This window comes from Cupriavidus sp. GW821-FHT07C08, assembly GCF_059419025.1.
Genome location: NZ_JBWKQZ010000028.1, coordinates 98,648 through 122,826, shown reverse-complemented (window position 1 = coordinate 122,826; position 24,179 = coordinate 98,648). Strand labels below are relative to the sequence as shown.

The 24,179-nt window shown below is 66.9% G+C and carries 26 protein-coding genes and 1 pseudogene; 4 read left to right on the top strand and 23 right to left on the bottom strand.

Going from position 1 to position 24,179, the window contains the following annotated elements; genetic code table 11:
• Window positions 1-150 precede the first annotated feature (150 nt).
• The 9 genes from flgJ to flgB all read right to left on the bottom strand — a co-directional run bounded on the left by flgJ (window position 151) and on the right by flgB (window position 7,545).
• Window positions 151-1,194 carry a flagellar assembly peptidoglycan hydrolase FlgJ gene (gene flgJ / locus AC07UK_RS28925; protein ID WP_436224339.1) on the bottom strand — a complete coding sequence of 348 codons (1,044 nt, stop codon included), beginning with the start codon at window positions 1,192-1,194 and terminating at the stop codon, window positions 151-153.
• 1 nt (window position 1,195) lies between these two features.
• Window positions 1,196-2,341, bottom strand: coding sequence for a flagellar basal body P-ring protein FlgI (locus AC07UK_RS28920; protein WP_228772465.1), 1,146 nt, complete (start codon window positions 2,339-2,341; stop codon window positions 1,196-1,198).
• A 7-nt stretch (window positions 2,342-2,348) separates the two neighbouring features.
• On the bottom strand, window positions 2,349-3,047 hold the full coding sequence (gene flgH / locus AC07UK_RS28915; protein WP_153954580.1) for a flagellar basal body L-ring protein FlgH: 699 nt from the start codon (window positions 3,045-3,047) through the stop codon (window positions 2,349-2,351).
• An 11-nt stretch (window positions 3,048-3,058) separates the two neighbouring features.
• Window positions 3,059-3,844, bottom strand: coding sequence for a flagellar basal-body rod protein FlgG (gene flgG / locus AC07UK_RS28910; RefSeq protein ID WP_010812663.1), 786 nt, complete (start codon window positions 3,842-3,844; stop codon window positions 3,059-3,061).
• Between the two features lie 54 nt (window positions 3,845-3,898).
• Complete coding sequence (locus AC07UK_RS28905; RefSeq protein WP_436224340.1) at window positions 3,899-4,642, bottom strand: flagellar basal body rod protein FlgF; 744 nt, start codon at window positions 4,640-4,642, stop codon at window positions 3,899-3,901.
• A gap of 26 nt (window positions 4,643-4,668) precedes the next feature.
• Complete coding sequence (gene flgE / locus AC07UK_RS28900) at window positions 4,669-5,910, bottom strand: flagellar hook protein FlgE (RefSeq protein WP_436224341.1); 1,242 nt, start codon at window positions 5,908-5,910, stop codon at window positions 4,669-4,671.
• 68 nt (window positions 5,911-5,978) lie between these two features.
• Complete coding sequence (flgD, locus tag AC07UK_RS28895) at window positions 5,979-6,650, bottom strand: flagellar hook assembly protein FlgD (protein WP_013951958.1); 672 nt, start codon at window positions 6,648-6,650, stop codon at window positions 5,979-5,981.
• Window positions 6,651-6,705: 55 nt separating this feature from the next.
• Window positions 6,706-7,113, bottom strand: a complete 408-nt coding sequence (gene flgC, locus AC07UK_RS28890; RefSeq protein ID WP_010812667.1) for a flagellar basal body rod protein FlgC — start codon at window positions 7,111-7,113, stop codon at window positions 6,706-6,708.
• Window positions 7,114-7,137: 24 nt separating this feature from the next.
• The gene (gene flgB / locus AC07UK_RS28885) at window positions 7,138-7,545 is read right to left on the bottom strand and encodes a flagellar basal body rod protein FlgB (RefSeq protein ID WP_316155169.1); all 408 of its coding nucleotides are present in this window, start codon (window positions 7,543-7,545) and stop codon (window positions 7,138-7,140) included.
• A 245-nt stretch (window positions 7,546-7,790) separates the two neighbouring features.
• On the opposite strand from flgB, the gene flgA reads away from it, so the two are divergent.
• The 3 genes from flgA (at window position 7,791) to AC07UK_RS28870 (ending at window position 9,519) form a co-directional block, all read left to right on the top strand.
• The gene (flgA, locus tag AC07UK_RS28880; protein ID WP_436224342.1) at window positions 7,791-8,582 is read left to right on the top strand and encodes a flagellar basal body P-ring formation chaperone FlgA; all 792 of its coding nucleotides are present in this window, start codon (window positions 7,791-7,793) and stop codon (window positions 8,580-8,582) included.
• A gap of 161 nt (window positions 8,583-8,743) precedes the next feature.
• The gene (gene flgM, locus AC07UK_RS28875; protein ID WP_436224343.1) at window positions 8,744-9,052 is read left to right on the top strand and encodes a flagellar biosynthesis anti-sigma factor FlgM; all 309 of its coding nucleotides are present in this window, start codon (window positions 8,744-8,746) and stop codon (window positions 9,050-9,052) included.
• Between the two features lie 5 nt (window positions 9,053-9,057).
• Complete coding sequence (locus AC07UK_RS28870) at window positions 9,058-9,519, top strand: flagellar protein FlgN (protein ID WP_436224344.1); 462 nt, start codon at window positions 9,058-9,060, stop codon at window positions 9,517-9,519.
• Window positions 9,520-9,585: 66 nt separating this feature from the next.
• On the opposite strand, the gene AC07UK_RS28865 is transcribed toward AC07UK_RS28870, so the two are convergent.
• The 11 genes and pseudogenes from AC07UK_RS28865 to AC07UK_RS28815 all read right to left on the bottom strand — a co-directional run bounded on the left by AC07UK_RS28865 (window position 9,586) and on the right by AC07UK_RS28815 (window position 20,784).
• Window positions 9,586-9,984 (bottom strand): flagellar protein FlhE, encoded by a 399-nt coding sequence (locus AC07UK_RS28865; RefSeq protein ID WP_436224345.1) that lies wholly within the window; start codon window positions 9,982-9,984, stop codon window positions 9,586-9,588.
• A gap of 38 nt (window positions 9,985-10,022) precedes the next feature.
• On the bottom strand, window positions 10,023-10,739 hold the full coding sequence (locus tag AC07UK_RS28860) for an RNA polymerase sigma factor FliA (protein WP_316155173.1): 717 nt from the start codon (window positions 10,737-10,739) through the stop codon (window positions 10,023-10,025).
• A 97-nt stretch (window positions 10,740-10,836) separates the two neighbouring features.
• A complete protein-coding gene (locus AC07UK_RS28855; protein WP_436225344.1) occupies window positions 10,837-11,631 on the bottom strand; it encodes a MinD/ParA family ATP-binding protein in 795 nt (264 codons plus the stop codon).
• An 11-nt stretch (window positions 11,632-11,642) separates the two neighbouring features.
• Window positions 11,643-13,961 carry a flagellar biosynthesis GTPase FlhF gene (flhF, locus tag AC07UK_RS28850; RefSeq protein WP_436224346.1) on the bottom strand — a complete coding sequence of 773 codons (2,319 nt, stop codon included), beginning with the start codon at window positions 13,959-13,961 and terminating at the stop codon, window positions 11,643-11,645.
• Between the two features lie 10 nt (window positions 13,962-13,971).
• On the bottom strand, window positions 13,972-16,053 hold the full coding sequence (gene flhA / locus AC07UK_RS28845; protein WP_436224347.1) for a flagellar biosynthesis protein FlhA: 2,082 nt from the start codon (window positions 16,051-16,053) through the stop codon (window positions 13,972-13,974).
• A complete protein-coding gene (flhB, locus tag AC07UK_RS28840) occupies window positions 16,050-17,192 on the bottom strand; it encodes a flagellar biosynthesis protein FlhB (RefSeq protein WP_436224348.1) in 1,143 nt (380 codons plus the stop codon). Before flhB ends, flhA begins: the two co-directional genes overlap by 4 nt.
• 238 nt (window positions 17,193-17,430) lie before the next feature.
• Complete coding sequence (locus AC07UK_RS28835; RefSeq protein ID WP_436224349.1) at window positions 17,431-18,090, bottom strand: DUF799 domain-containing protein; 660 nt, start codon at window positions 18,088-18,090, stop codon at window positions 17,431-17,433.
• Window positions 18,087-18,461: a DUF4810 domain-containing protein gene (locus AC07UK_RS28830; RefSeq protein WP_436224350.1), complete on the bottom strand. Its 375-nt coding sequence runs from the start codon at window positions 18,459-18,461 to the stop codon at window positions 18,087-18,089. The genes AC07UK_RS28835 and AC07UK_RS28830 overlap by 4 nt, the downstream gene beginning before the upstream one ends.
• Window positions 18,462-18,488: 27 nt before the next feature.
• A complete protein-coding gene (locus tag AC07UK_RS28825; protein ID WP_011616438.1) occupies window positions 18,489-19,169 on the bottom strand; it encodes a CsgG/HfaB family protein in 681 nt (226 codons plus the stop codon).
• 703 nt (window positions 19,170-19,872) lie between these two features.
• Window positions 19,873-20,067: pseudogene (locus tag AC07UK_RS28820) on the bottom strand (protein phosphatase CheZ); the annotation flags it as partial.
• 324 nt (window positions 20,068-20,391) lie between these two features.
• Window positions 20,392-20,784: a response regulator gene (locus tag AC07UK_RS28815; protein ID WP_436224351.1), complete on the bottom strand. Its 393-nt coding sequence runs from the start codon at window positions 20,782-20,784 to the stop codon at window positions 20,392-20,394.
• A gap of 125 nt (window positions 20,785-20,909) precedes the next feature.
• On the opposite strand from AC07UK_RS28815, the gene AC07UK_RS28810 reads away from it, so the two are divergent.
• A complete protein-coding gene (locus AC07UK_RS28810) occupies window positions 20,910-22,028 on the top strand; it encodes an ATP-binding protein (protein ID WP_436224352.1) in 1,119 nt (372 codons plus the stop codon).
• Between the two features lie 382 nt (window positions 22,029-22,410).
• Here AC07UK_RS28810 and AC07UK_RS28805 read toward each other — a convergent pair whose 3' ends face one another.
• The 3 genes from AC07UK_RS28805 to cheY form a co-directional block, all read right to left on the bottom strand.
• Window positions 22,411-22,701, bottom strand: a complete 291-nt coding sequence (locus AC07UK_RS28805) for a hypothetical protein (RefSeq protein WP_436224353.1) — start codon at window positions 22,699-22,701, stop codon at window positions 22,411-22,413.
• Window positions 22,702-23,108: 407 nt separating this feature from the next.
• Window positions 23,109-23,744: a protein phosphatase CheZ gene (gene cheZ / locus AC07UK_RS28800; protein WP_114134182.1), complete on the bottom strand. Its 636-nt coding sequence runs from the start codon at window positions 23,742-23,744 to the stop codon at window positions 23,109-23,111.
• 18 nt (window positions 23,745-23,762) lie between these two features.
• Entirely contained in the window at window positions 23,763-24,149 is a 387-nt protein-coding gene (gene cheY, locus AC07UK_RS28795) for a chemotaxis response regulator CheY (RefSeq protein ID WP_011616433.1), read from the bottom strand.
• Between the last annotated feature and the right edge of the window lie 30 nt (window positions 24,150-24,179).

Here is a 24,179-nt window from a genome sequence, read left to right as displayed (position 1 = left end):
TTGTCAACTTCACCCGAAGTTAACACCGTCCAATCCCGTTTACAACCTTTCCTATCGAGATGTGGGTAAAGGCAAGCCCGCCGGGCGGGAGAGGGGAGCCGCGACCATACGGTGTCAGCTACGGCCGGCGCTAGGGCAACACCCCCGCCCTCAGGCCGCCACTTTCTTCATGATCTTCACCAGCTTGTGCCCGTACGCCGGATCGGTGGCATAGCCCGCGCGCTGCAGGCCATGCGCCGCCTCTTCAGCCGACGCCGCGCTGACCACGCCCGCGTAGCGCGGGTTGTTCGTCAGCAGGCGGGCATAGTCGGCACAGGCCTCGTCATACGAGCCATAGGCACGGAACTTGGCCCGCACCTTCTGCGGCTGCCCGTCGACATATTCCGTGGTGGTGATCTCCGCCACGCGCCCCTTCCAGCTGGCGCCGGCCTTTATGCCGAAGACGTTGAAGGTGGTGGAGCCGTCGGCGTGCGTGATCTCGCGCTGGCCCCAGCCGGATTCCAGCGCGGCCTGGCCTACGATCAGCCGCGCCGGCACGCCGCTGGCGCGCGCGGCGGCTTCCGCGGGTCCCGCCATGCGGGCGACAAAGGCGCTGACGTGGGCCGGCGCGTCGTCCGGCAGCCGTCCCAGCTTGTCCTCGCCCTGGCCGCGGTCCGCGTACCACTGCGGCTGGTACTGACGCAGGCCGGCCGTGGGATTCCAGTTCTGCCCCGGCACGATGGTGCCGATCGCCGGCAGGTCGGCCTGCTCGCCTGCGTCGGCCGGGATCGCCCCAGCGCCGCGGCTGTCGAGCAGCCTTGCCATCTCGGCATCGGCCGCCTTGCCTGACTCGGCCGGGGTCATGGCGCTCATGCCGGCCGGCATCGGCGTGCCCGTGGCGCGCGCCAGCTGGCGCACCATCACATCGGCCAGGCCGATCCCGCGCGACGACATCTGCTGCGCAAGCTGCTGGTCCATCATCGACATATAGAGCTTGCTTTGCTCGTTGTCGAAGAGGCCGTCCTGCGGCGTGGCGTCGCGCATGCTCTTGAGCACCATCTGCGTGAACACCGCCTCGAACTGCTTGGCGACAGCTTGCAGCGTATTGGCGTCGGCGCCGCCGCGCGCGCTGTGCTTGAGCGCCTCGAAGCCCTGCGTGTCCAGCGCAAAGCGCTGCGTCAGCTCTGCCGCTTGCGGGGGTCGTGCCGTGTTCATGTCAGATGACTTCCAGCTCGGCGCGCAGCGCCCCGGCCGCGCGCATGGCTTCCAGGATGGTCTGCAGGTCTGCCGGGGTTGCGCCCAGCGCGTTCAGTCCCTTGACCACGGCGGCCAGCGAGGCGCCCGCCTTGACGATCTGCAGCGAGCCGCCCTGCTGCTTCATGTCGATCTGCGACACCGGCGCCACCACCGTCCGCCCTTCGCTAAATGGCGCGGGCTGGCTGATCACGGGTTGCGTGTTGATCACCACCGACAGGTTGCCGTGCGCCACCGCGCAGTCTTCCACGGTCACGGCCTGGTTCATCACGATGGAGCCGGTGCGGGCGTTCAGGATCACCTTGGCCGCGGCCTTTGCCGGGGTCACGTCGATATTTTCGATGCGGGCCAGGAAGCCTACGCGCGCGGCTGCCGACGCCGGCGCACGCACCTGCACCACGCGGCCATCCAGCGCCGCGGCAACGCCGCCGCCCATGGAGCGGTTGATGGCTTCCACCACGCGCTCGGCGGTGCCGAAATCGGTGTCCTTCAGTTCCAGGTTGAGCACGCCGCCATCCGGCTGGAACGGCGCCACCGCGCGCTCCACGATGGCGCCGTTGGCGATGCGCCCCACCGCCAGCTGGTTGATCTGCACCTTGCTGCCGTTGGCCGACGCGCCCGCGCCGCCCACCAGCATATTGCCCTGGGCGATGGCATAGACCTGGCCGTCGGCGCCCTTGAGCGGGGTCATCAGCAGCGTGCCGCCGCGCAGGCTCTTGGCATTGCCCATCGACGACACCACGATGTCCAGCTGGCTGCCGGGCTGCGCGAACGCGGGCAGCGAGGCGGTCACCATCACCGCCGCCACGTTCTTGAGCTGCATGTTCTTGCCGGCCGGCAGCGTGATGCCCAGCTGCGAGAGCATGTTGGTCAGGCTCTGCGTGGTGAACGGCGTCTGCATGGTCTGGTCGCCGGTGTTGTCCAGGCCGACCACCAGGCCGTAGCCCACCAGCGGGTTCTCGCGCACGCCCTGGAACGTGGCCAGGTTCTTCAGGCGCTCGGCCTTGGCGACGGTGGCAAAGGCGCCGAAGGCCACCCCCAGCGCCAGGCTGATCACGCTCAGGCGCAGCAGGCGGGACAGGAAACGGGCGAGCATGGGAGCAGACATGGCGCGGTCAGAACGGAGAGACATTGAGGAAGAAGCGCTGCAGCCAGCCCATGTTCTGCGCTTCGTCGATCACGCCCTTGGCGGTGTATTCGATGCGCGCATCGGCGACCTGCGTCGACAGCACGGCGTTGTCGCCGGTGATCGTGCGCGGATTGACCACGCCGGAGAAGCGGATGAACTCGGCGCCCTGGTTGATGGCCATCTGCTTTTCGCCGGAGACCACCAGGTTGCCGTTGGTCAGCACCTCCAGCACGGTCACGGTGATGGTGCCGTTGAAAGTATTTGCCGCGCTGGCGCCGCCGCTGGCCTTCATGGTGTTGGCGCCGTTGATGCTGGCGTTGCTGCTGCTGTTGAACAGGCCGCTGAGCGCGCGCGGCACGGCATCGAACGCCAGCGCGGTGTTGCCGGTGCGGCTGGCATTAGTGCCGGAATTCTTGCTGGCGTTGACGTTCTCGGTGATCAGGATCGTCAGGATGTCGCCCACATTGCGCGGACGCCGGTCCTCGAACAGCGGGTTGCCGGCGTAGGACGACTGGTAGATCGAGCCGGAAGCCGGGCCCATCGGCCGCGGCTCTGCGCGCGCGGTGGTGGGCAGTTGCACCAGCGGCTCGCGCGGCATCAGCGCGCAGCCGCCGCTGGCCAGCATTGCCACGCCGGCCAGGCAAACCAGCGCATGCGCGCCCAGGCGGGAAAGCAAGGTGGCCATGTTCACACCAATCAACCCAGTTGCGACAGGCGCTGCAGCATCTGGTCGGATGCCTGCACGGCCTTGCTGTTGATCTCATACGCGCGCTGCGTCTGGATCATGCTGACCAGCTCTTCCACCACGTTCACGTTGGACGCTTCCACGTAGTTCTGCTGCACCACGCCGGCGCCGTTCAGGCCCGGCACGGTGGTGTTGGGCGCGCCCGAGGCATCGGTCTGCACGTACAGGTTCTCGCCCATGCTTTCCAGGCCGGCCGGATTCATGAAGGTGGCCAGCTGCAGCTGCCCCACCTGCACGTTGGCGCTGGAGCCCGGCTGCGTCACCGACACGGTGCCGTCGCGCGCAATGGTCATCGACAGCGTGTTGGCCGGGATGGTGATGGCGGGCTGGATCACGAAGCCGCTGGAGGTCACCAGCTGGCCGTTCTGGTCCACCTGGAACGAGCCGTCGCGCGTGTATGCGGTGGTGCCGTCGGGCAGCGCCACCTGGAAGAAGCCCTGGCCCAGGATGGCCACGTCCTTGGCATTGCCGGTCTGCTGCGGGTTGCCCTGGGTGTGGATGCGCTCGGTGGCCACGGGGCGCACGCCGGTGCCCAGCTGCATGCCGGAAGGCAGCGTGGTCTGGTCCGATGACAGCGCGCCGGGCTGGCGGATGGTCTGGTACATCAGCTCCTCGAACACCGCGCGGCCGCGCTTGAAGCCGTTGGTCGACACGTTGGCCAGGTTGTTCGAGATCACGTCCATCTGCGTCTGCTGCGCGTCGAGGCCGGTCTTGGCAATCCAGAGAGAGCGGATCATGGTGGTCCTTGCGTTGGTCCTGGCACGGCGCGCCGTGCCGGTCAGTCATTCAGGTCAGTTGGTCGAGAGCAGCTGGTTGGCGCGCTGCTCGTTGCCGTCGGCGCCCTGGATCATCTTCATCTGCATCTCGAAGCGGCGGGCATTGGCGATCATCTCGACCATGGCTTCGGTCGGGTTGACGTTGCTGCCTTCCAGCGCGCCCGAGATCACGCGCACGGTCGGATCGGCCTCCAGCGGCTGGGCGCCGGGGCGCAGGCGGAACAGGCCGTCATCGCCGCGTGCGATGGCGTCGTTGGGCGGGTTGACCACGCGCAGCCGGCCCACCTGCGCCAGGCCGGCAGAGGCTTCGCCGGGCCCGCGCGCGGTGATGGTGCCGTCGGTGCCGATGGTTACCTGCGAGCCCGGCGGCACCGCCAGCGGACCGCCGTCGCCCATCACCGGCAGGCCGGAGATGGTCTGCACCTGGCCGTCCTGCGCCACCTGCAGCGCGCCGGCACGGGTGTAGGCCTCGGTGCTGTCCGGTGCCTGCACCACCAGCCAGCCATTGCCCTGCAGCGCCACATCCAGCGTGCGGCCGGTGTAGGTCAGCGGGCCGGCGCGCATGTCGGCGCCGGGGGTCGAGGCCAGCGTAAAGGCGCGCGTGCCCGCCTCCGGCCCCACCACCGGCACCGCGCGGTACAGGTTGACCTGCGCGCGGAAGGCCGGCGTGGAGACGTTGGCGAGGTTGTTCGATACCGCCGCTTGCTGGTCGAGTATCTGCTTGGCGCCCGACAGGGCGGTGTAGATCATGCGGTCCATGGCGGCGGCTCAGCTCAGCGTGGCGGTCACAGGTTGACCAGGGTCTGCATGACCGTGTCCTGCGCCTTGATGGTCTGCGCATTGGCCTGGTAGTTGCGCTGCGCCACGATCAGGTTGACCAGCTGGCCGGACAAGTCCACGTTGGAAGCCTCCACCGCATTGGAGCGCAACGTGCCCATGCTGCCGCCGGCCGTGCCGACCAGCGCCTGGCCGGAGGCACCGGTGGCCGACCACACGTTGTCGCCTTCTGGCTTCAGGCCTTCGACGTTGCCGAATGCGGCCATCACGATCTGGCCGAGCGGCTTGGTCTGCTCGTTGGAATAGTTGCCGGTGATGGTGCCGTCGCCATTGACCGAGAAACCCAGCAGGCTGCCCGAGGTGTAGCCGTTCTGGCTGAGCTGCTTGACGTCGTTGTCGGCGCCGAACTGGGTGGTGCCGGTCAGGTCCAGCGCCATCGACATGGCCTGCGCGCCGTTGACAGCCGGCTGGGTCAGGGTCACGGCATTGGCCGCGGGCGACTTCAGCGCGCCGGCGTTGTCGAACGCGAGCGTGAGCGGTGCGCCGCCGACCGGGTTGCCGTTGACGTCGGTGACATACATCTTCCAGTCAGTGCCGCCGCCAACAGTGGGCGCGCCGCCCGACTTGGCAAAGTACGCCATCAGCTGCTGCTTGTTGCCCAGCGAGTCATAGACGTTGATCGCCGTGCTGTAGTTGAACATGCTGCTGTCGGGCGCGGGCGTCATCGCCGGCGGCACGGCTGCCGTCGGGAACGGATTGGCCGGCACCTTGCTGCGCGAATCCAGCTGGAACTTGGCCGTGATGTTGCTGGTGGCCTTGGGCTCCATCTGCGCATTGCTGACCACCAGCGGCTGCGGCTGCACGCCGGCACCGCCGGCCACCCCGGCGGGATAGCCGGTCACCTGCAGGCCCTGCATATTGGTGATGCGGCCGTCTTCCTGGCGCTGGAACTGGCCGTTGCGCGAGTAGTAGACCGCGCCTTCCGGGCTCGTCAGGCGGAAGAAGCCGTTGCCGTTGGTGATGGCCACGTCCAGTGCACGCCCGGAGGCTTCGATATTGCCCTGGTTGAAGGACTGCACCACCGAGTTCACGCGCACGCCCAGGCCGATCTTGGTGCCCGCGTAGATGTCGGCAAACTGCGCTGCCGATTGCTTGTAGCCAACCGTGTTGGCGTTGGCGATGTTGTTGCCAATCACGTCCAGATTGGACGCGGCGGCGTTCAGGCCGCTTACCCCTTGACCGAAACCCATGATTGCTTCCTTTTGACTAGGCTGTCATTGAAGCCGGCCGGCGCCCGTGCGCTGCCGGCACCTGCGTGTTAGAGAATGCGTCGTACGTCGTCGACGTTCGCGGTCTGTCCGTCGCCCAGGTCCACCAGCACGCCGCTGGCGTCGCCGCTGATGCTCTGGACCTTGCCGTAGACCAGCGCCACCGGCTGCACCGAGGTGCCGTTGGCGGTGGCGGTCACCTTGAAGGTGTAGTCGCCGTCGGCCACGGCCGCGCCGGCGTTGTTCTTGCCGTCCCATGCGACGTTGTGCACGCCCGCGGTCTGCCCCTTCATGTCGATAGTGCGCACCACGTTGCCGTCCTTGTCGAGCACATCGACGGTGACCGCATCCGCGGTCGACGGCAGGTCCAGGCCGAACTTGCCCGGCACGCCGCCTGCCACCGAAACCTGCTTGCCCGGCACCATCACGGTATGGCCGATCAGCGCCGCGGAGTCCATGGCGCGGCTGGCGCTGACCTGCGACAGCAACTGCGACAGCGTGGCGTTCATGGTCTGCATGCCGCTGACCGTGCTGATCTGCGCCAGCTGCGAGGTCAGCTGCGCGTTGTCCATCGGGTTGAGCGGGTCCTGGTTGTTCATCTGCGTGACGAGCATGGTCAGGAAGTTGTTCTGCAGCTCGGACGCGCTGGCGCTGCCGCTCTTGAGGGCGTCGTTGATGCCCTGGGTGTTGCTGTTGCTGCCTACCGCGGAGGTGGTTGTCATGTCGGTTCGTTGTCTGCGTGCGGGTGGAGGCGTTGCCGATACAGGCCGGGGCTTGTCACTGGCCGATCGTCAGCGTCTTGAGCATCATGTTCTTGGCGGTGTTGAGCACTTCCACGTTGGCCTGGTAGGAGCGCGAGGCCGAGATCATGTTGACCATCTCTTCCACCGGGTTGACGTTGGGCATCACCACGTAGCCCTGGGCATTGGCCATGGGGTGCGTGGGGTTGTGCACCATGCGCGGCGGCGACGGGTCTTCCGACACGCCTCGGACCTGCACGCCGCCGATGTCCGTCTGCCCCGGCGTGGGCGCCATGCCGAACACGACCTGCTTGGCGCGATAGGCCTGGCCGTCGGGGCTGACCACGCTGTCGGCATTGGCCAGGTTGGAGGCGGTCACGTTCATGCGCTGCGACTGCGCGGCCATGGCCGAGCCCGCGACGTCGAAGATGTTCATTGCCGGCATGCGCTCTCTCCCTTACTGCTCGATTTATTGCTGGATGGCGGCCAGCATGGTCTTGATCTTGGAATTCATCACGGTCAGGCCGGACTCGAAGTGCACGGCGTTGTCGGCGAAGGCCACGCGCTCGGTATCCATTTCCACGGTGTTGCCGTCGACGCTGGACTGCAGCGGGATGCGGTAGGCCAGGTCGAATTCCTCGCGCCCCGGCGCCTGCGCGGGCAGATGGCGCACCGAGGTGGTGGACAGCGACATGCCTTCATTGCGGTGGCCGCGCTCGACGCTCTGCGCCAGCGTGCTGGAGAAATCGAAGTCGCGCGCCTTGTAGCCGGGCGTGTCCGCGTGCGCGATGTTGGAGGCAATCACCGACTGCCGCTGGTTGCGCAGGCTCAGCGCTTCCTGCTGGAAACGTAGTGCCGCGTCGAGTCTGTCAATCATCTGGCATCTCCCTGCTCACGTGAACGGAGCGAACGACCTTCTTCAGGGTTGCCATCTTAGGCGGCGACCTGTCACGCCAATCGGATGAATAAGGACGGGAAATCCATGCATTTCGGCCCGCCCTCGCGCGAGGGCCTGCCTACAATGGGACCCCGATGACAGATGTAAACGGGGCGCGCAGCCAGTCACGGGGCGGTGCGCCAGGCATGCCATGCATGCCGTGCCGTCCTTGCCGGGAAGTCCAGATGAAACAGAATCGCCGCAACGCCCGCAGCCTGGCGCAAGCCCTGCTGGCGGCCTGCCTGCTTGGCCCGGCCGCCGCCGGTGCCGCGCCGGCGCAGGTCATGCCCGTCGCCATGCAGGCGCCGGCCGCGCACGGCCAGCAGCAGGCTGCTTATGCAGGCAACCCCGCTGCCAACCCCTTTGCCGAAGACCCCGCGCGCATTGCCGTCGAACGCTTCCTGCTGCAGCAGACCGCCGGCCTGCCGGGCAAGGTCAGCGTGCAGGTGGCACCGCCTTCGGGTGGCCGCGCGCCGGATTGCCTTGCGCCCGACCCGTTCCTGCCCGCCGGCACGTCGCCGTGGGGCCGCGTCTCCGTCGGCGTGCGCTGCGGCGGTGAGCGGCCGTGGGTGCGCTACATGCAGGCGCGCGTGTCGGTGCTGACTGATTACTACGTCGCCGCGCGCGCGCTGGGCCCGGGCGAGCCGGTCAGCCAGGCCGATATCGAAGTCCGCCAGGGCGACCTGGGCACGCTGCCGCGCGCGGTGATCACCGATCCGGCGCAGCTTGCCGGCGCGGTCACCGCCAACCGTATTGCCGCCGGCTCGCCGATACGCGCTGACCTGCTGCGCAAGGCCGTCGCCGTGCGCCAGGGCCAGACCGTCACCGTGGCCGTGGAAGGCGATGCCTTCCAGATCACCAGCGAAGGCAAGGTGCTCGCCGATGCCGCCACCGGCAACACCGTGCAGGTGCGCCTGCGCAGCGGCCAGGTGGTCAACGGGCTGGTGCGCAGCGGCGACACCGTGGTGCTGCAGTAGCCCGCCGAAAATGCCTTGATCGTGGCCAAAAGACTGGAAACCCGTGGCGGGCGGCATGCGAAAATGCCGCCGAAACCGCTGCGCGGCGAAATCGGGGTGAGCGCCCTAAAGAATTCGCCGGCGCGACCGTAATGCCATAGGAAACCAGCAAGGAACGCCCCGTGAAGATCAACCACACCGCCTCGCCCCGGCCCGCCGACGCCCCCGCGGACGCCGCCGCCGCCCGGCCCCAGGCCGCGCCGGCCAGCGCCGCGGCGCCGTCCGCCGGCCTCAGCGTCAGCCCGCTGGCCGCCCAGGTGCGCGACATCAGCGCCCGCCTGACGCAGCCCGCGGACGACGATATCGACAACGCCAAGGTCGAAGAGATCCGCCAGGCCATCGCCGAGGGCCGGATCAGGATCGACCCGGGCAAGATTGCCGACGGCCTGCTCGCGACCCTGCGCGAGCTTGGCCAGGCCGAACCCCGATAGCCCAGATGAACCACAGCCTGATCCAGTCCCTGCAGCGCGAAACCGAAGGCATCCAGGCTTTCGGCCAACTCCTCGCCGAAGAGCGCGACGCCCTCAAGCGGGGCGACTTCCAGTCCCTGAGCGGACTGCTGACGCGCAAGGTTGAACTGGGCCAGGCCCTGTCCCGCCAGCTCAAGGCCCGCGAAGCCCAGATGGGCACGCTGGGCCTGCGCGCCGGCCCCGAAGGCCAGCTGCTCGGCCGCCAGGTCGACCCGGCCGTGGCCGACGCCTGGCGCCAGCTGATCTTCGCCGCCCGCACCGCGCGCGACGGCAACGCCCTGAACGGGGCCGTCGTCAACGCCCACCTCGATTTCACCCGCGAAGCCATCCAGGCGCTGCGCCAGCATAGCGGCGGGGATGCGGGGTTGTATGGGAAGGATGGGAAGGCGGCGGCCGGGGCGGGTGGGGTGAGTCTGGCGGCGGGTTGAGGCGATCGCCAGATGTTCCGTTTTTTCGTCACTTATTCAGAAGTGACGAAAGAACGGAACATTCAACTACCGAAACCCCACCACCACCTCATTGCTGCGCCCCTGCAGCACCGGCACCAGGCTCCCCTGCCCCGGCACCCGGAACGCAAACACAAAGCCCTTGGTGGCATCATCCCCGTAGAACGCATCGGTCTTGCCTTCCGCCTGCGACAGCGGCACGCAGCGCTGGGCATTGCAGAGATAGGCTTGCAGTTCCAGGGGTGGGGTTTTGGCGAAGCTGTAGCGCCAGCGCACCGAGGTGATGACCCCTTCTGACTGCGGCAAGACGCCGGTGGGCAGGATCGGCGGCGACACCGCGCGCTGTCCGCGGCCGTGGAGTGCCGGCCCGTTGACCGATCCGGTCCAGGCATGGCGGGTGCCGTCCTCGATGGCGGCCCAGGCGCAGGCCGATGCGGCAGCCAGCATCCAGCAAGCGCCGCGCGCGGCGCGGCCCGCCGCCTGCATCACAGCAAGCCGCGCAACTGGTTGCGCAGCCGCGTGATCGCCTGGCCGCGGATCTGGCACACGCGCGACTCCGTCACATCCAGCACCGCGCCGATCTCGCGCAGGTTCAGCTCCTGGTCATAGCACAGCGACAGCACCAGCTTCTCGCGTTCCGGCAGCCGGTCGATGGCGCGGATCAGCGCCTCGCGCATGCCGCTTTCCATCAGCACGGCCAGCGGGTTGCCGTCATCGCTGCCGCCAAGGTGCCGGTCCAGGAAGTCTTCTTCCCCGGAGCGCTCGAAATCCTCGTAGTGCAGCAGCTGGCAGCCATAGACCTCATTGAGCAGCAACTGGTATTCGTCCAGCGCCATCTCCATGGCCTCGGCCACTTCGGAGTCGACCGGCGCGCGCCCGAGCTTCTGCTCCAAGCCGCGCTGCGTGCGCTCGATGCGCCGGGTGAACTGGCGCAGGCTGCGCGACTGCCAGTCGTTGGCGCGCACCTCGTCGAGCATGGCGCCGCGGATGCGCTGGCTGGCATAGGTCTCGAAGCGCGCGCCGTGGGTGTCTTCATAGCGCTTGGCGGCATCCAGCAGGCCGATCATGCCGGCCTGGATCAGGTCGTCGATCTGCACGCTGGCAGGCAGCCTGGCGGCCAGTTGCAGGGCGATGCGGCGCACCAGCTGTGCATGCGCCTTGACCACATCGGCCTGTTCGAGCTTTCCCTGGATCGTGTACATGGTGCAATTCTCGTGAATGCTGGATTGCTGGACCGCCACAACGTGCGGCGGGGGCTGGCTCAGGGTCTGGTTCGGTGGGATGGCATGGCTGGCAGGCTCAGGCCATGGCGGCTGCGGGCGCGGGGGCGGACGTGTCCGCGCGCAGCGGCCAGGCGCCGATGCTGCCGGCGGTACGGCGCAGCGCGGTGGTGGCCGGCGCCGCCGGAAACGCCTCGACCACGCAGCGCCCCAGTTGCACGCCGCGCGCCACCAGCGGGTCGGACGGCAGCCAGCCCGCGCACAACGCCTCGACGCCCAGGTACTGGCTGGCCGTGCGCGCGAGGTTGCGCAGGATCGCCTGCACCGTGGCCTCGCTCGCGGCCATGTTGACGATCAGGTGGAACTGGCGCCAGGCATACAGGTGGTGCAGGCGCTTGATGCAGGCGTAGGCGGCGGTGATCGACGCGAGCTCAGGCCGCATCACGATCAGCACATTGTGTGCGCTGCCCGCTAGCGGTGACAGCGTGCCGTCGGCATCGACGCCGGCATCCACCAGCACGCTGCGAAAGCCGCTCGCGGCAGCAGCCGGCAAGGCACCGCCCGGCACAGGCCGGCCAGCCGGCAGTACCGACAGCACGCCACCGGGACCGGTGCCTGCAGCAGCTTCCAGCGACAGGCGGCCTGCGCTGACATCGGCCAGGGTGCCGGCGGGCCTGGCGCCGGACAGCCGCGTGGCGCGCGCCGCGGCAGCGTCTTCGTCGACCAGCAGCACGCGTTCGCCCTGCATGGCCAGCGCGTGCGACAAGCCCAGGGCCACGGTGGTGGCGCCGGCACCGCATTCGCTGGCGACCACGGCGATACGGCGCGTCGTGCGCGGCGCCAGCATCCGGCGCAGGCTCTCGGCCTGATCCATCGCGAGGGCGCTCACTGCAGGACCTCCATCGCTTCAGCGGGCACGGCGCTGCCGCGGCCCGGATAGTTTTCCAGCACGTCAAGCAATGCCAGCATGCGGCCCATGCCTTCATTGAGCACCGTGCCCGGCACCGCCACGCCCTGGCGCACCGTGCGGCCAGCCAGGCGCGCGAGGAAGGCGGGCGCGGCCGCGGTCGGCGCGTGTTCCAGGCGCAGCACCGACAGGCCCAGCTGCAACGCGGCCAGCGCGGCGCCGGCGGCGTGGCCGGCTTCTGCGTCCTGCGCGAAGTGGTCGATGGCGTGGCGCAGCGTGCGCAGGCGCGCATCGGCTGCGTCGGTCCACAGGGCCCAGCGCGCTACCTGCGCGGCGTCCTGCGCCAGCGCCGGATCGCACAGCAGGTAGCGGGTATCCAGCAGTTCGCCGGTGGCGCGGTCGGCCAGGCGGGCCACCACCAGGCAGGCATCGATGCCGCCTTCGGGCGTGCCCTTGCCGCGCGCCGGGCTGTCCGGCACGCGCACTTCCGCACTGGCCAGCCAGCGCACGGCTTCACGCTCGCGCACGGTGTCCTCGCCGACGGCGTGGAAAGTCAGCGTGTCGGCCAGCGCATCGAGCTTCCAGGCGGCGCCGGCGCTGACCACGCGCGCGGTCTTGCGCGCGCCGGCCACCCAGCGCTCGCCGGCCTGCTGCCAGCGTGCCAGCATGGCGGCGGATGGCACGGCATCAACCAGGTTGACCACCTTGCGCGCGGCGCTCATGGCGGCGCGCAGACTGGCGGCATCGGACTCGGCCTCGCCCAACGGCTGGCCGGCACGGCCGGTCGGGGTCACAGTGGCGGCCAGCGGCATGCCGTCGCGGTCGGCGAGCCACAGCGTGTGCTGCATCGGCTGCGGCGTGCGGCGGCCGGGCACGGCCACTTGCAGCGTGGCGGCGCTGGCCAGCACGTACCGCTCGCACTGGCGGGTCACGTCGCGGCAGACCGCTTCGCGCACCTGCTGCGACATGGCGCGCAGGGCCGGGGCGCCGGCGCCGCGCTGTTGCCACAGCGAGCGGGCCAGGTCGAGGCCCAGGCCCGCGCCATTGAGTTCTGCCACGCACTGGCTCAGCGCGTCGGCGCTGTCGGTCAGCGAGCGCAGCACCTCGTCGGCGCCGCCACGCGCGGGCGCCTCGTCATCGGTGCCGGCGCTGCGCCGGCGTGCGGCGTCCGCATCGGCAAATACCGAACCGCGGCGCGGCGTCAGGAAGGCGCGCTCCACCAGCGCGGTGCTGTTGGCCAGCTCAAGGTGCTCGGGCACGCGCTGGCCGGTGGAGGCGTAGAACACCGGCAGGCGGTGGCGGATCACCACGTCCAGCACCGAGCCCAGGTGGGTGGCTTCATCCAGCTTGCTGATGATGCAGCCGTCGATGCCGCCGCCATCGGGCGCGGCGTCGTGGCGGTAGGCATGCACCACTTCATTGAGGGTATCGCCGTGGCTTGCGCCATTGAGCAGCAGCACGCGCTGCACCGGCGCCGGCACGCCGGCCAGCATGGCGATCTGTTCCGACAGGCTGCGGTCGCGCTGGCTCATGCCGACGGTGTCGATGATCACCAGGTGCTTGTCCTTCATCGCCGCCAGCGCGAAGCGCAGGTCGGCCGCGTCCTTGACCGCATGCACCGGCACGCCCAGGATGTCGCCGTAGATGCGCAGCTGCTCATGCGCGCCGATACGGAAGCTGTCGGTGGTCAGCAGCGCCAGCTTGTCGGCGCCGTGGCGCAGCACGAAGCGCGCCGCCAGCTTGGCCGTGGTGGTGGTCTTGCCCACGCCGGTGGGGCCCACCAGCGCCAGCACGCCGCCTTGCGCGAACAGGCTGTCCTCATCGCCCAGCACCGGCAGCTTGCTGGCCAGTTCGGTGCGGATCCAGCCCATCGCCGCGGGGCGGTCGTAGCCCAGTGGCAGCCGCGCCAGCAACGTGCGCGCCAGTTGCCCGGAGAAGCCGGCGCCGACCATCCATTCAAACAGGGATTCGCGCAGCGGGTCGCTGGCGGCCACGCCGTGCGCTGCCGCGCTTGGGGCAGGGTTGATCCCGGCCAGCTGGCGCTCCAGCATCGCGCGCATCGATTGCAGCTCACCGCGCAGGTCGCCGATGGCGGCGGGTTCGACCACCGGCGCGGGTGGCACGTAGACCTGCGCCGTGGCCTGCACGCTGCCCAGATCCGTATCGCGCATGGCGACAATCTCCACGCCGCCCTCGACGGTGCGGTTGGACAGCACCACGGCGTCCGGACCCATGGCTTCGCGCACCTGGCGCATGGCTTCGCGGCCGTTGGCCGCGACAAACTTGGCTACGCTCATCTATGACTCCTCACGCGCCGATCATGGCGGTGATGCGGATATTGCGGTTGTCCGGTACCTCGGCATGCGACAGCACCCTCAGCTGCGGCATGGTGCGCCGCAGGAAGCGCGCCATCAGCGGGCGCAGCTGCGACGGCACCAGCAGCACCGGGTCCATGCCCATCTGCTCCTGGCGCGTGACCGCGCCCTGGGTCTGCTGCAGCAACGCATCGGCCAGCCCCGGCTCGATCCCGCCGCCATTGGTCAGCGCCTGCGACAGCACGCGCTCCAGGCCGGCATCCAGGCCGATCACCTGCAGGTCGGCGTTGTTCGGGAACAGCTGCTGCGTGATCGCGCGGCCCAGCGCCACGCGCACCATCGCGGTCAGCTCGTTCGGGTCGCTGATCTTGGGCGCATGCTCGGCCACCACATCCAGGATGGTGCGCATGTCGCGGATGGGCACGCCTTCGTCCAGCAGGTTCTGCAGGATCTTCTGCAGCGCGGTCAGCGAAATGGCCTTCGGCACCAGGTCTTCGGTCAGCTTGGGCGAGTCCTTGGCGATGCGGTCCAGCAGCGCCTGCACTTCCTGGCGGCCCAGCAGCTCGGCGGCGTGCATGTGGATCAGGTGGTTCAGGTGCGTGGCCACCACCGTGCTGGCATCGACCACGGTATAGCCGTAGGACTGCGCCTGCTCCTTGATGCCCGCGTCGATCCACACCGCCGGCAGGCCGAAGGCGGGATCGCGCGTGGCCGCGCCCGGCAGCGTGCCGCTGACCTGTCCGGGATTGATCGCCATCCACTGGCCCGGCATGGCCTCGCCGCGGCCGATCTCCACGCCCTTGAGCGTGATGCGGTAGGCGTTGGGCTTGAGTTCCAGGTTGTCGCGGATATGCACCACCGGCACCAGGAAGCCGATCTCCTGCGCCACCTTCTTGCGGATGCTCTTGATGCGGCCCAGCAGCTCGCCGTCCTGCGCGCGGTCCACCAGCGTGATCAGGCGGTAGCCCACTTCCATGCCGAGCGGGTCGACCAGCGTGACGTCGTCCCAGCTGGCTTCAGTGGATTCCTGCGCCACCGCCGGGGTGCGCTCCTCGCGCTGCTTGACTTGCTCCTGCGTGGCGGCGCGGCGCGACATATAGCGGCCCATCCACACCAGCACGCCCGCCAGCAGCAGGAAGGCAAAATGCGGCATGCCCGGGATGATGCCCATCAGGCCGATGATGCCCGCGGTCAGGTACAGCACGCGCGGGTTGGCAAAGAGCTGGCCGGTGAGCTGCTCGCCCACGTCCTGCTCGTTCGACACGCGCGACACGATCACGCCCGCGGCGGTGGAGATCACCAGCGCCGGGATCTGCGCCACCAGGCCGTCGCCGATGGTCAGCAGCGTGTAGTTGTGCACGGCGGTGCCGAAGTCCAGGTCGTGCTGCACCATGCCCACCACCATGCCGGCGGCAACGTTGATGAACATGATCAGCAGGCCCGCCACGGCATCGCCGCGCACGAACTTGCTGGCGCCGTCCATGGCGCCGTAGAAGTCGGACTCCTGCGCCACTTCGGCGCGGCGCCTCTTGGCGGCGGCTTCGTCGATCAGGCCGGCGTTCAGGTCGGCATCGATCGACATCTGCTTGCCGGGCATCGAATCCAGCATGAAGCGCGCGCCGACTTCGGCAATACGCCCCGCACCCTTGGTGATCACCATGAAGTTGATCACCACCAGGATCGCGAACACCACGATGCCGACTGCGAAGTTGCCCCCCACCAGGAAGTGGCCGAAGGCCTCCACCACCTTGCCGGCAGAGTCCGGACCGGTATGGCCTTCGAGCAGCACCACGCGCGTGGACGCCACGTTCAGCGACAGGCGCAGCAGCGTGGTGAACAGCAGCACCGCCGGGAAGGCGGCAAAGTCCAGCGGCTTCTGCGTGTACATGCTGACCAGCAGCACCATGATTGCCAGCGCGATATTGAAGGTGAACAGCAGGTCCAGCACAAAGGCCGGCAGCGGCAGGATCATCATCCCCAGGATCATGATGATCAGCAGCGGCCCGGTCATGGCCTTGAGCTGGCCGGCGGCGCGCAGGCCGGGCAGGTTGAACAGGTTGCTCAGAGCGTTCATTCGCGGCTTTCCGGTACGGCGAGTTCATCGGGCACCGGCAGGTCCGCGGGCGCCTGCGGCTGCGGACCTTGCGAGTAATGCCAATGCTTCAGTTGATAGACCCAGGCCAGCACTTCCGCCACGGCGGTATACAGTCCGGCGGGGATTTCGTGGCCCAGCTCCACGTGGCGGTGCAGCGCACGCGCCAGCGGCGGGGCCGACATCAGCGGCACGCGGTGCTCGGCGGCCAGCTCGCGGATGCGGGCGGCAATATCGCCGGTGCCCTTGGCCACCACGCGCGGCGCGCCCATGCGCCCTTCCTCATAGCGCAGCGCCACGGCGAAGTGGGTGGGGTTGGTCACCACCACGTCGGCCTTGGGCACCTCGGTCATCATGCGGCGGCGCGCCATGGCGCGCTGCTGCTGGCGGATGCGGCCCTTGATATGCGGGTCGCCCTCGCTTTCCTTGAATTCCTGCTTGACCTCTTCCTTGGTCATGCGCAGCTTCTTGAAGAACTCCCAGTACTGCCACGGCACGTCGATGGCCGCCACCACCAGCAGCGACAGCGACACCACCAGGCAGCAATACATGACCAGGTCGACCATGTGCAGCAGCGCTTCCTGCACCGGCGCGTTCATCAGCGCGATGGCCTCGGGCAGGCGCCGCCACAGCACCCAGGCGCCCACGCTGCCCACCAGCAGCGACTTGGCCACGGCCTTGAGCAGCTCCACCAGCGAATGCGCGGAGAACATCCGGCCCAGCCCCGCCAGCGGCGACAGGCGCGAGAACTGCGGCGCGAAGGAGTTGCCCGAGAACACCCAGCCCCCCAGCAGCAACGGCGCCGCCAGCGCGGCAACGCCGAACAGGAACAGCAGCGGCAGGAAGGCCAGCAGGCTGTCCCACACCATCATGGAAAAGCGCGACAGCATTCGCGAGGTATCGAACGCCGTTGCCGGCTCAAAGCGCAGCGCCCCCTGCATCACCTGGTTCAGGCTGCTGCCTAGATGGCCGCCCAGCGTCCACAGGCCGGTCACGCCGGCAATCAGCATGACGAACGTGGCGAGTTCGCGCGAACGCACCACCTGCCCCTCCTCGCGCGCCTTTTCCAGGCGCCGGGGTGAGGCGGGTTCGGTTTTCTCGAGGTCGCTTTCTTCGGACATCCATGCTCCGTGCGAAGCGGCAGGCCGCTATTCGTCAGCAGGGATTATCGAAGCGGGACAGCCTTCCCATTCATGGGAAAAGGCGGGGGAATTGGGTGTTGTTTGGGAAATCAGGGGCCTGGTGGCATTAACGGCGCCTGATTGGGAGGACTTTAGGCGTGGATGGGGGGGCGGGCATCGGGAGATGCCCGCGCGAACTACGTCAGGCCGGTCCCCTACAAAACCAGAGCCATGATAGTCAGTCCGTGCCGTACTTCGGCGACCGCGGCCCATACAGGATGCCGCCAGGCGTACCCGCCGAGAGCAGTTGCTGGCTCGTCCTGCCGGCCACCCCATAGGCCGCATCCGACACGCTGCTGATCGCGTGCGCAATGGCCGTCCCGATCAGCGCTCCGATCAACCCACCGCCAGCGTTACCTGACTGATTGTTGGCAGCCGACGCCTGTCCGGTCCAGAGCGTCTTGCCCGTCCTCAGGTCCAGGAGCTTCGCTTCGGCGGTGACAACGGTTGTGCTGCTGACGACCTGGTACTTCGGACCATAGTCGGTCACGGTGATGTACAGGGCGGTGTCCGCGCCGAAGATTTCGCGCAGCTTCGCGGGTGCCACCGCGTGGATGTCGCCCGGTATCGTCAGGCCGTTCTGGCGAAAGGTCTCGTCAACCAGCGCGACCGGCAGCACGTAGTAGCCAGATTCGGCCAGCGGCTGTGTGGCCTGCGACAGCATGGCGTAAGTGGCCTTCACGTCCGGCGAGTTGTTCAGCGGCGGCAGCACCACGATCGAGCGGGGGTGACTTTCCTTGAAGGCGGCGTAATCCACGTTCTTCGTCGGCGCGGAACAGCCGGCTGCCAGCGTGGCGACGCCCAGCAGCATCAGGACGCGATGGAATAGCTTGCTCATTTCTTCTCTCCCTTGCGTTTGACGTTCTTCAGCAGGAAGTCCACATAGGCTCCCGACTCGGGAAACAGCACCTTCTCGGTCTGGAATTCGCGGACCATTTCGTCATCCTTGCCGATATCGGCATACAGCATGCCGAGGTGCGCGTGGTAGCCGGGCGGCGGGGTATTGCCGGCCGCCACGATCTTCTGCAGGTCACGCTCAAGCACCTCGATCTGGGCTTGCTTCGGTTCGCCCTTGAAGTACTGGTAGACCTGCGGCTGGTAGCCTTCCCACTGATACAGGGGCTTGGCGGGAGCCGCGCAGCCCGCCAGCAATGCGCTTGCGACCAGGGCAGGCACCGCCAGGCGCTGTGGCCGGAACAATGTCTTCACGATTTCTCCTTGACTGTTTTTTTGGAATCAGGGGGTGACGGGCTTCCAGGCGCCGCTTTCGATGCCGCTGACCAGATTGGTCACGGCTTCGCGCATGGCGAGGTCGAGCACCTTCCCGTTGAGCGTCGAGTCATAGCTGGACGTGCCGCCAAAGCCGATCACCTCCCGGCTCGACAGCGCGTACTCGCCTGCGCCCTGGGCGGTGAACACGACTTCCGAGGTCGCGATATTGACCACGTTGAGCGCGACCTTGGCATACGCCACCTGCGACTTGCCGCGGCCCAGGATGCCGAACAGCTGCTGGTCGCCGGTTTCCTTGCGGCCGAACTCGGTCACGTCGCCGGTGATCACGTAGTCGGCCCCCTTCAGGCGCTGAGCCTGGCTCTTGATGGCTGCCTCACGCTTGATCTCGTCCATGTTGTCGCGGTCGAGCACATTGAAGCGGTTGGTCTGCTGCAGATGCGTGATCAGCACGGTCTTGGCCTGGCCGCCCAGGCGGTCGACGCCGTCGGAGAACACGCCGCGCATGTAGCTCGAACGGTTGTCGAACTTGCCGACCGAAATCGGCGTGCGCACCCCGGCGTAGGGACGGCTGGCGCTCTCGACCTTCTGCACCGGCAGCGCCGTGGACGATTCGGTGGCACAGCCGCCGAGCATGGCTAGCAGCCCGGCCGCGGCGACCAGGGATATGGCCGTCACTTTGTTCATGCGATCTTCTCCTTCAGTTGGGTCAACACTACATTCATGCTCTGTCACAACAGCAAATCGATACCCCGCCCCGTTCGGCGGGTCAGAACGCCACCCCGATCTGTGCGGCGAGATCAGGCTGGCGCGCGCTCGGGCTTCTTGAACCGGCCAGCCGAGGGTCACCTCGCAGGTCAGTCTTCGAAGGACTGGGTGCGCAGACGATTCGGTTGCGCCCGCCAGGGACTCAGAATGAGGCCAAAACTAGCCACTCTACCCAGCCGACTCTGGCGTCGGGGTCGGAGGATTCCGAATCTCGCGGCGGATATTTCCGCAATCTTTCGGGGCCATGCGGCAGCCAGTCCGAGCATGACCTGGGCCGTCGCGCACCTGCAATGCGGCGCCGCAAAGGCGCTTCAGCCAAGCGCACGGGAGAAGCTTCACCCCCCACGCCATCACAATCGTTAACATTCCGTGGGGCGCGGACAACGCAGTTTAGTGGACGCCGGCTTGCGTGTGGTCGGCCAGTGCGTCCAGTACCGGCCACGCACGGCGAAATCGCGCCTGCGATAGAAGGTGGAGGTTGACGGCAGCGCCCCCAGTGAGAGCGGGACGTTGATGGACGAAAACCCTTGTCGCGAGACACGCGCCTGCCCTCACCCCCTGCCCCTCTCCCGCAGGCGGGAGAGGGGAGCAAACCGGCGGGAGAGCTCAGCTCATCAGGCTCTCAGAACCCCAGACTGGCCAGCAGATCATCCACCTGCTCCTGGTCCGAAACCACGTCCGGCTTGCCTTCCGGGTTGACCTGCGGCCAGTTCAGCAGCGTGGCGGCCGGCGCTTCCACGCGGCACTCGGACGGCACGTTGTCGATCAGCACCTGCAGCAGCTCGTGCTCGAGTGCGCGGATCATGTCCATCATCTGACATCCATGCGGGGAAATGGGGGGTGCTTGGGGGGTTAACGGCGGGGGGATTGGGAGACTTTAGGGGGAATCTGGAGAAGCCGTCGACCGGCGAATGCCTTGAAGCAAACCACCGCCCGTCGTAGACGCATCCCTCTGGCCAGCGCTGTGCTTGCCCATCAGGCATCGTCAGCGAACCTGCCTTGACGAAGGTTGCGCGGCACGCTGGTTTCGACAGCTCGTCCAACTTCCGGCCGGGCTCGGTCGCGGTCGGCCGAGTTCATGAACGGCCAGTCATTAGCGCGCCGGAAAGCGGTCACAGACCGCGGAGCCGATTGTCATGAATCATCTGTGGCGCCAGGGGCCTACGCGGGCCGCTATCGCAGCGAGGACGGCCGGCAGATCGGCAGGCTTTACAAAATGATGATCAAACCCGGATCTGATTGATTCGGCCTGCTCGGAAGGCGATGTCAGAGCGGTAACCGCCACCAGCAATGGGGCCGGCGCTGATTGTAGGCGCCGGATCTCCCTTGCCACCGCGCGCCCGTCCAAACCGGGCATCTGAATGTCGAGAACAACAGCGTCCGGACGCCACGCATAGTATTCCGCGAGCGCGTCCGCGCCGTCTCCTGTTGTCCGGGTTTCGTAACCATGCGCGTCGAAGAACAACTCGTATGCTGCCAACGCATTCGGGTCGTCGTCCGCGATTAGCAGGCGCACGGCGTTTCGGGTAGGCATTAGGTTCTCCAATTGCCTTACCATAAGCAATTGATGTACCCGACAATATCAGGTAGCAATTTTGCCAGGCATGGATTCCGAAAAAATGCGTTATGCGACGCATTTTCCTTCCTTCGGGAGCAGACATGCGATTAGCCGACTTTATCCTCGACCATATGGATGCCATTCTGTCGCAATGGGAGGACTTTGCGCGCACCCTGTTGCCGGCAGCGGCAGATATGAGATCGCTGGCTTTACGGGACCATGCGCAGCAGATTCTGGTGGCGGTGGCAAAGGATCTGTCTAGTTCCCAAAGCAGGAAGGAACAATTTGAAAAGTCCACGGGGCACGCGCCCAAACTGGCCGGAGCCCCTGAGACAGCCGCCCAGATGCACGCCCTTCTGCGCGCGCGAAGCGGCTTCGATATCAACCAGATGGTTGCCGAATACCGTGCCCTGCGCGCGAGCGTACTCCGACTGTGGCTGGACGAGTGCGCGCCCGACAGTCATCACGAGGATGACATGATCCGTTTCAACGAGGCCATCGATCAGGCAATCGCCGAATCGGTAGACTTTTTCAGCATGCAGGTAGACTTGGCCCGTAATCTGTTCCTCGGAATGTTGGGGCATGACATGCGCAGTCCGCTCCAGACCATCCAGATTACAGCGTCGTATCTGGCGGCGCTGAACGCCGGCGAAAAAGTGTCGGGAGCCGCGTCCCGCTTGATCAGAAGCGGCGCTCGCATGCAGGCGCTGCTGGACGATATGGTTGATTTCAATCGAACCAGGCTCGGTTTGGGTATCAATATCGCGCCAACCGATATCAATCTGGCCCAGTTGTTTGCCGATACGCTGGACCAGTTGCGGGTAGTACATCCGGACCGTCAGATTGATCTGGACGTGGTCGGTGACTGCATGGGTGTCTGGGATGGCCCACGTCTCCAGCAGTTGTTGGGCAATCTGGTACTAAATGCGATCAAGTACGGAGCGCAAGACGCGCCTGTATGTGTGACAGTGACCGACGAGGGCGCGGAAGTCCTACTGAAAGTGAGGAATACCGGCACCGCCATTGAGCGGTCGACCCTCGACCTCATTTTTAATCCACTCCAGCGCGGCCCGAACCATCAAGGCACAAATACCGACAACAGTCTGGGGCTCGGACTGTATATCGCGCGCGAGATTGCCAGGGCACACGGGGGCGAAATCGATGCGCGATCCGACGCAACAGAAACGGTGTTCTCTGTAAATCTGCCTCGTGGCAAATAGCGCGCACATTGTGTGGTACGCGCAGATCGCTGCCAGTCTGCGGTACGGCTGTCCGCTTCCGCTGGACGCCGTTGGCCGCTTCGGGTCGTTCTGCGACCCTCATTCCCCGAACAGACCGGCGATGAACTTCCCTTTTCGGGAGAGTAGCCAGGACGGCTGGCAATAGCCGGCCTCCGTTTTCCCATCTGACGCCCACCAGCAAACGTGCCCGTGACAGCGGTCTTTCCTATGGGCGCTCACCTGCTATCGTTCTGGCCGGATAGCGCCTCAGAACCCCGACCTCGTCAACAAGTCGCCCGTCAGCGTCTGGCCGAAGATCAACTCGACCTTGCTCCCAGAATGAGGCGGCAGCCGATTGCACGGCTGCGCACCCCGCCCAACGTCAGTCAGTCTGCAATGCCTGACCCTGCAGCATGGCCAGCTCACTCAACACCTGCGTCTCATGCGCCAGCCAGGCCGCGAGGGAAAGCAAGCTCTCCCACGTCCCCTGCTCCAGATCCACCGGCTCCAGACTCGAGGCACCATGATCGCTAGCCATGAGCAGAAGCCCATGAAGCTGCGCCGCACGTTGCACAGCAAGGCTCAGCGGATTCTCGCCCGGACTGTGGGCGGTCACGAGCATGTCGGCACCATTGTGTTCCGCTGTAATACCGTGATGACTATGGCTAAACATGGCACACCTCCGCATGCGAGGTCTGCGGGCGCTGATGCAGCGTGAAAGCGCCAGAGATTACCAATCGCCCGGAACGGGCGAGCAAAGACTGATACATGGAACTACCTCCTTCTCACACAGGTTGAGTCCCGCTACCCCGCTGCTAATCGGGGCGGGCGGGCGCAAGGCAGGGTTAGCAGACCGGTGAGAAGGAGCCGGCGAGCCCGAGGGCTCCCCCGCCATGGCCCGCCCATGGAAGAGGCGTGCGCAGACACGGCGGATGTAAGGATACCGCCAGAAGGCGGTCGGCTAACTTTCTCACTCAGGCTGCTAAACCCGGTCGCCACGGCGCAGCGACGAGTCCAGTATGAAGAGAGGCTGCAAGTGCGAGTATGGGCAAACTCTTAAAAGCGAGCCCAAACGGGACGTCAGAACCCCAGACTCGCCAACAAATCGTCCACCTGCGCCTGGTCCGACACCACGTCAGGCTTGCCCTCCGGATTCACCTGTGGCCCGTTCATCAGCGTCGACGGCGCCTGCGCTTCCACGCGGCGCTCAGACGGCACGTTGTCGATCAGCACCTGCAGCAGCTCCTGCTCCAGCGCGCGGATCATGTCCATCATCTTCTTGATGACCTGGCCGGTCAGGTCCTGGAAGTCCTGCGCCATCATGATGTCGAGCAGATGGCTGTTGGTGGCGCGGGCCTGGGCGGGCACCTCGGACAGGAAGGCGCGGGTGTCGAGCACCAGCGAACGGGCGTCGGCCAGTTCCACCGGCTGCTCGAACCAGGCGTCCCAGCGCTTGTCCAGGGTTTCGGCCTGCTGCTCGATACCGGACTGGATTGGCTGCGCCAGTTCGACCGCGGTGAGCGTGCGCTCGGCGGCCTGCTCGGTCATGGCGGCGATGTAGTTCAGCCGGTCGCGCGCATCGGGGATGGCCTGCGCGGCGCGCTCGATCTCCTTGTCCAGGCCGAGCTCGCGCATATTGTCGCGCAGCATCCGCGTCAGGTTGCCGATGCGCAGGATCAGTTGCTCGGCGGAATCATTGCTCAGGGTCGGGGTCATGACAAACGCGCCTCCGCCTCAGCCGCCGAGCTTCTCGAAGATCTTGGTGATCTTCTCGTCCAGCGTGGCGGCCGTGAACGGCTTGACCACATAGCCGTTGGCACCGGCCTGGGCCGCGGCGATGATGTTCTCCTTCTTGGCTTCGGCGGTCACCATCAGCACCGGGATCTTGCCGATATTGGCGTCGGCGCGGATCGCCTGCAGCATGGTCAGGCCGTCCATATTGGGCATGTTCCAGTCCGAGATCACGAACTGGAAGCTGCCGTCCTTGGCCTTCTCCAGGCCGGCGGCGCCGTCCTCGGCTTCCTCGACGTTGACGAAACCCAGCTCCTTGAGCAGGTTGCGGATGATCCGGCGCATGGTCGGGAAATCATCCACGACCAGGATCTTGATGCTCTTGTCCACTTTGAGGGCTCCAGTAAATACAGTGTTGGC

Coding starts and splice junctions, on each gene's coding strand:
- AC07UK_RS28905 (WP_436224340.1), bottom strand. CDS start 4,642: ATGGACCGCATGATCTACACCGCCCTGTCGGGCGCCAAGCAGATACTC.
- flhA (WP_436224347.1), bottom strand. CDS start 16,053: ATGAACGCTCTGAGCAACCTGTTCAACCTGCCCGGCCTGCGCGCCGCC.
- AC07UK_RS28835 (WP_436224349.1), bottom strand. CDS start 18,090: ATGAGCAAGCTATTCCATCGCGTCCTGATGCTGCTGGGCGTCGCCACG.
- flgG (WP_010812663.1), bottom strand. CDS start 3,844: ATGATCCGCTCTCTCTGGATTGCCAAGACCGGCCTCGACGCGCAGCAG.
- flgC (WP_010812667.1), bottom strand. CDS start 7,113: ATGCCGGCAATGAACATCTTCGACGTCGCGGGCTCGGCCATGGCCGCG.
- flgH (WP_153954580.1), bottom strand. CDS start 3,047: ATGGCCACCTTGCTTTCCCGCCTGGGCGCGCATGCGCTGGTTTGCCTG.
- AC07UK_RS28860 (WP_316155173.1), bottom strand. CDS start 10,739: ATGTACACGATCCAGGGAAAGCTCGAACAGGCCGATGTGGTCAAGGCG.
- AC07UK_RS28810 (WP_436224352.1), top strand. CDS start 20,910: ATGCGATTAGCCGACTTTATCCTCGACCATATGGATGCCATTCTGTCG.
- flgJ (WP_436224339.1), bottom strand. CDS start 1,194: ATGAACACGGCACGACCCCCGCAAGCGGCAGAGCTGACGCAGCGCTTT.
- flgA (WP_436224342.1), top strand. CDS start 7,791: ATGAAACAGAATCGCCGCAACGCCCGCAGCCTGGCGCAAGCCCTGCTG.
- flgE (WP_436224341.1), bottom strand. CDS start 5,910: ATGGGTTTCGGTCAAGGGGTAAGCGGCCTGAACGCCGCCGCGTCCAAT.
- flhB (WP_436224348.1), bottom strand. CDS start 17,192: ATGTCCGAAGAAAGCGACCTCGAGAAAACCGAACCCGCCTCACCCCGG.
- flgB (WP_316155169.1), bottom strand. CDS start 7,545: ATGATTGACAGACTCGACGCGGCACTACGTTTCCAGCAGGAAGCGCTG.
- AC07UK_RS28805 (WP_436224353.1), bottom strand. CDS start 22,701: ATGTTTAGCCATAGTCATCACGGTATTACAGCGGAACACAATGGTGCC.
- AC07UK_RS28825 (WP_011616438.1), bottom strand. CDS start 19,169: ATGAACAAAGTGACGGCCATATCCCTGGTCGCCGCGGCCGGGCTGCTA.
- AC07UK_RS28920 (WP_228772465.1), bottom strand. CDS start 2,341: ATGTCTGCTCCCATGCTCGCCCGTTTCCTGTCCCGCCTGCTGCGCCTG.
- AC07UK_RS28855 (WP_436225344.1), bottom strand. CDS start 11,631: ATGGATCAGGCCGAGAGCCTGCGCCGGATGCTGGCGCCGCGCACGACG.
- cheZ (WP_114134182.1), bottom strand. CDS start 23,744: ATGACCCCGACCCTGAGCAATGATTCCGCCGAGCAACTGATCCTGCGC.
- flgD (WP_013951958.1), bottom strand. CDS start 6,650: ATGACAACCACCTCCGCGGTAGGCAGCAACAGCAACACCCAGGGCATC.
- AC07UK_RS28870 (WP_436224344.1), top strand. CDS start 9,058: ATGAACCACAGCCTGATCCAGTCCCTGCAGCGCGAAACCGAAGGCATC.
- AC07UK_RS28865 (WP_436224345.1), bottom strand. CDS start 9,984: ATGCTGGCTGCCGCATCGGCCTGCGCCTGGGCCGCCATCGAGGACGGC.
- flhF (WP_436224346.1), bottom strand. CDS start 13,961: ATGAGCGTAGCCAAGTTTGTCGCGGCCAACGGCCGCGAAGCCATGCGC.
- AC07UK_RS28815 (WP_436224351.1), bottom strand. CDS start 20,784: ATGCCTACCCGAAACGCCGTGCGCCTGCTAATCGCGGACGACGACCCG.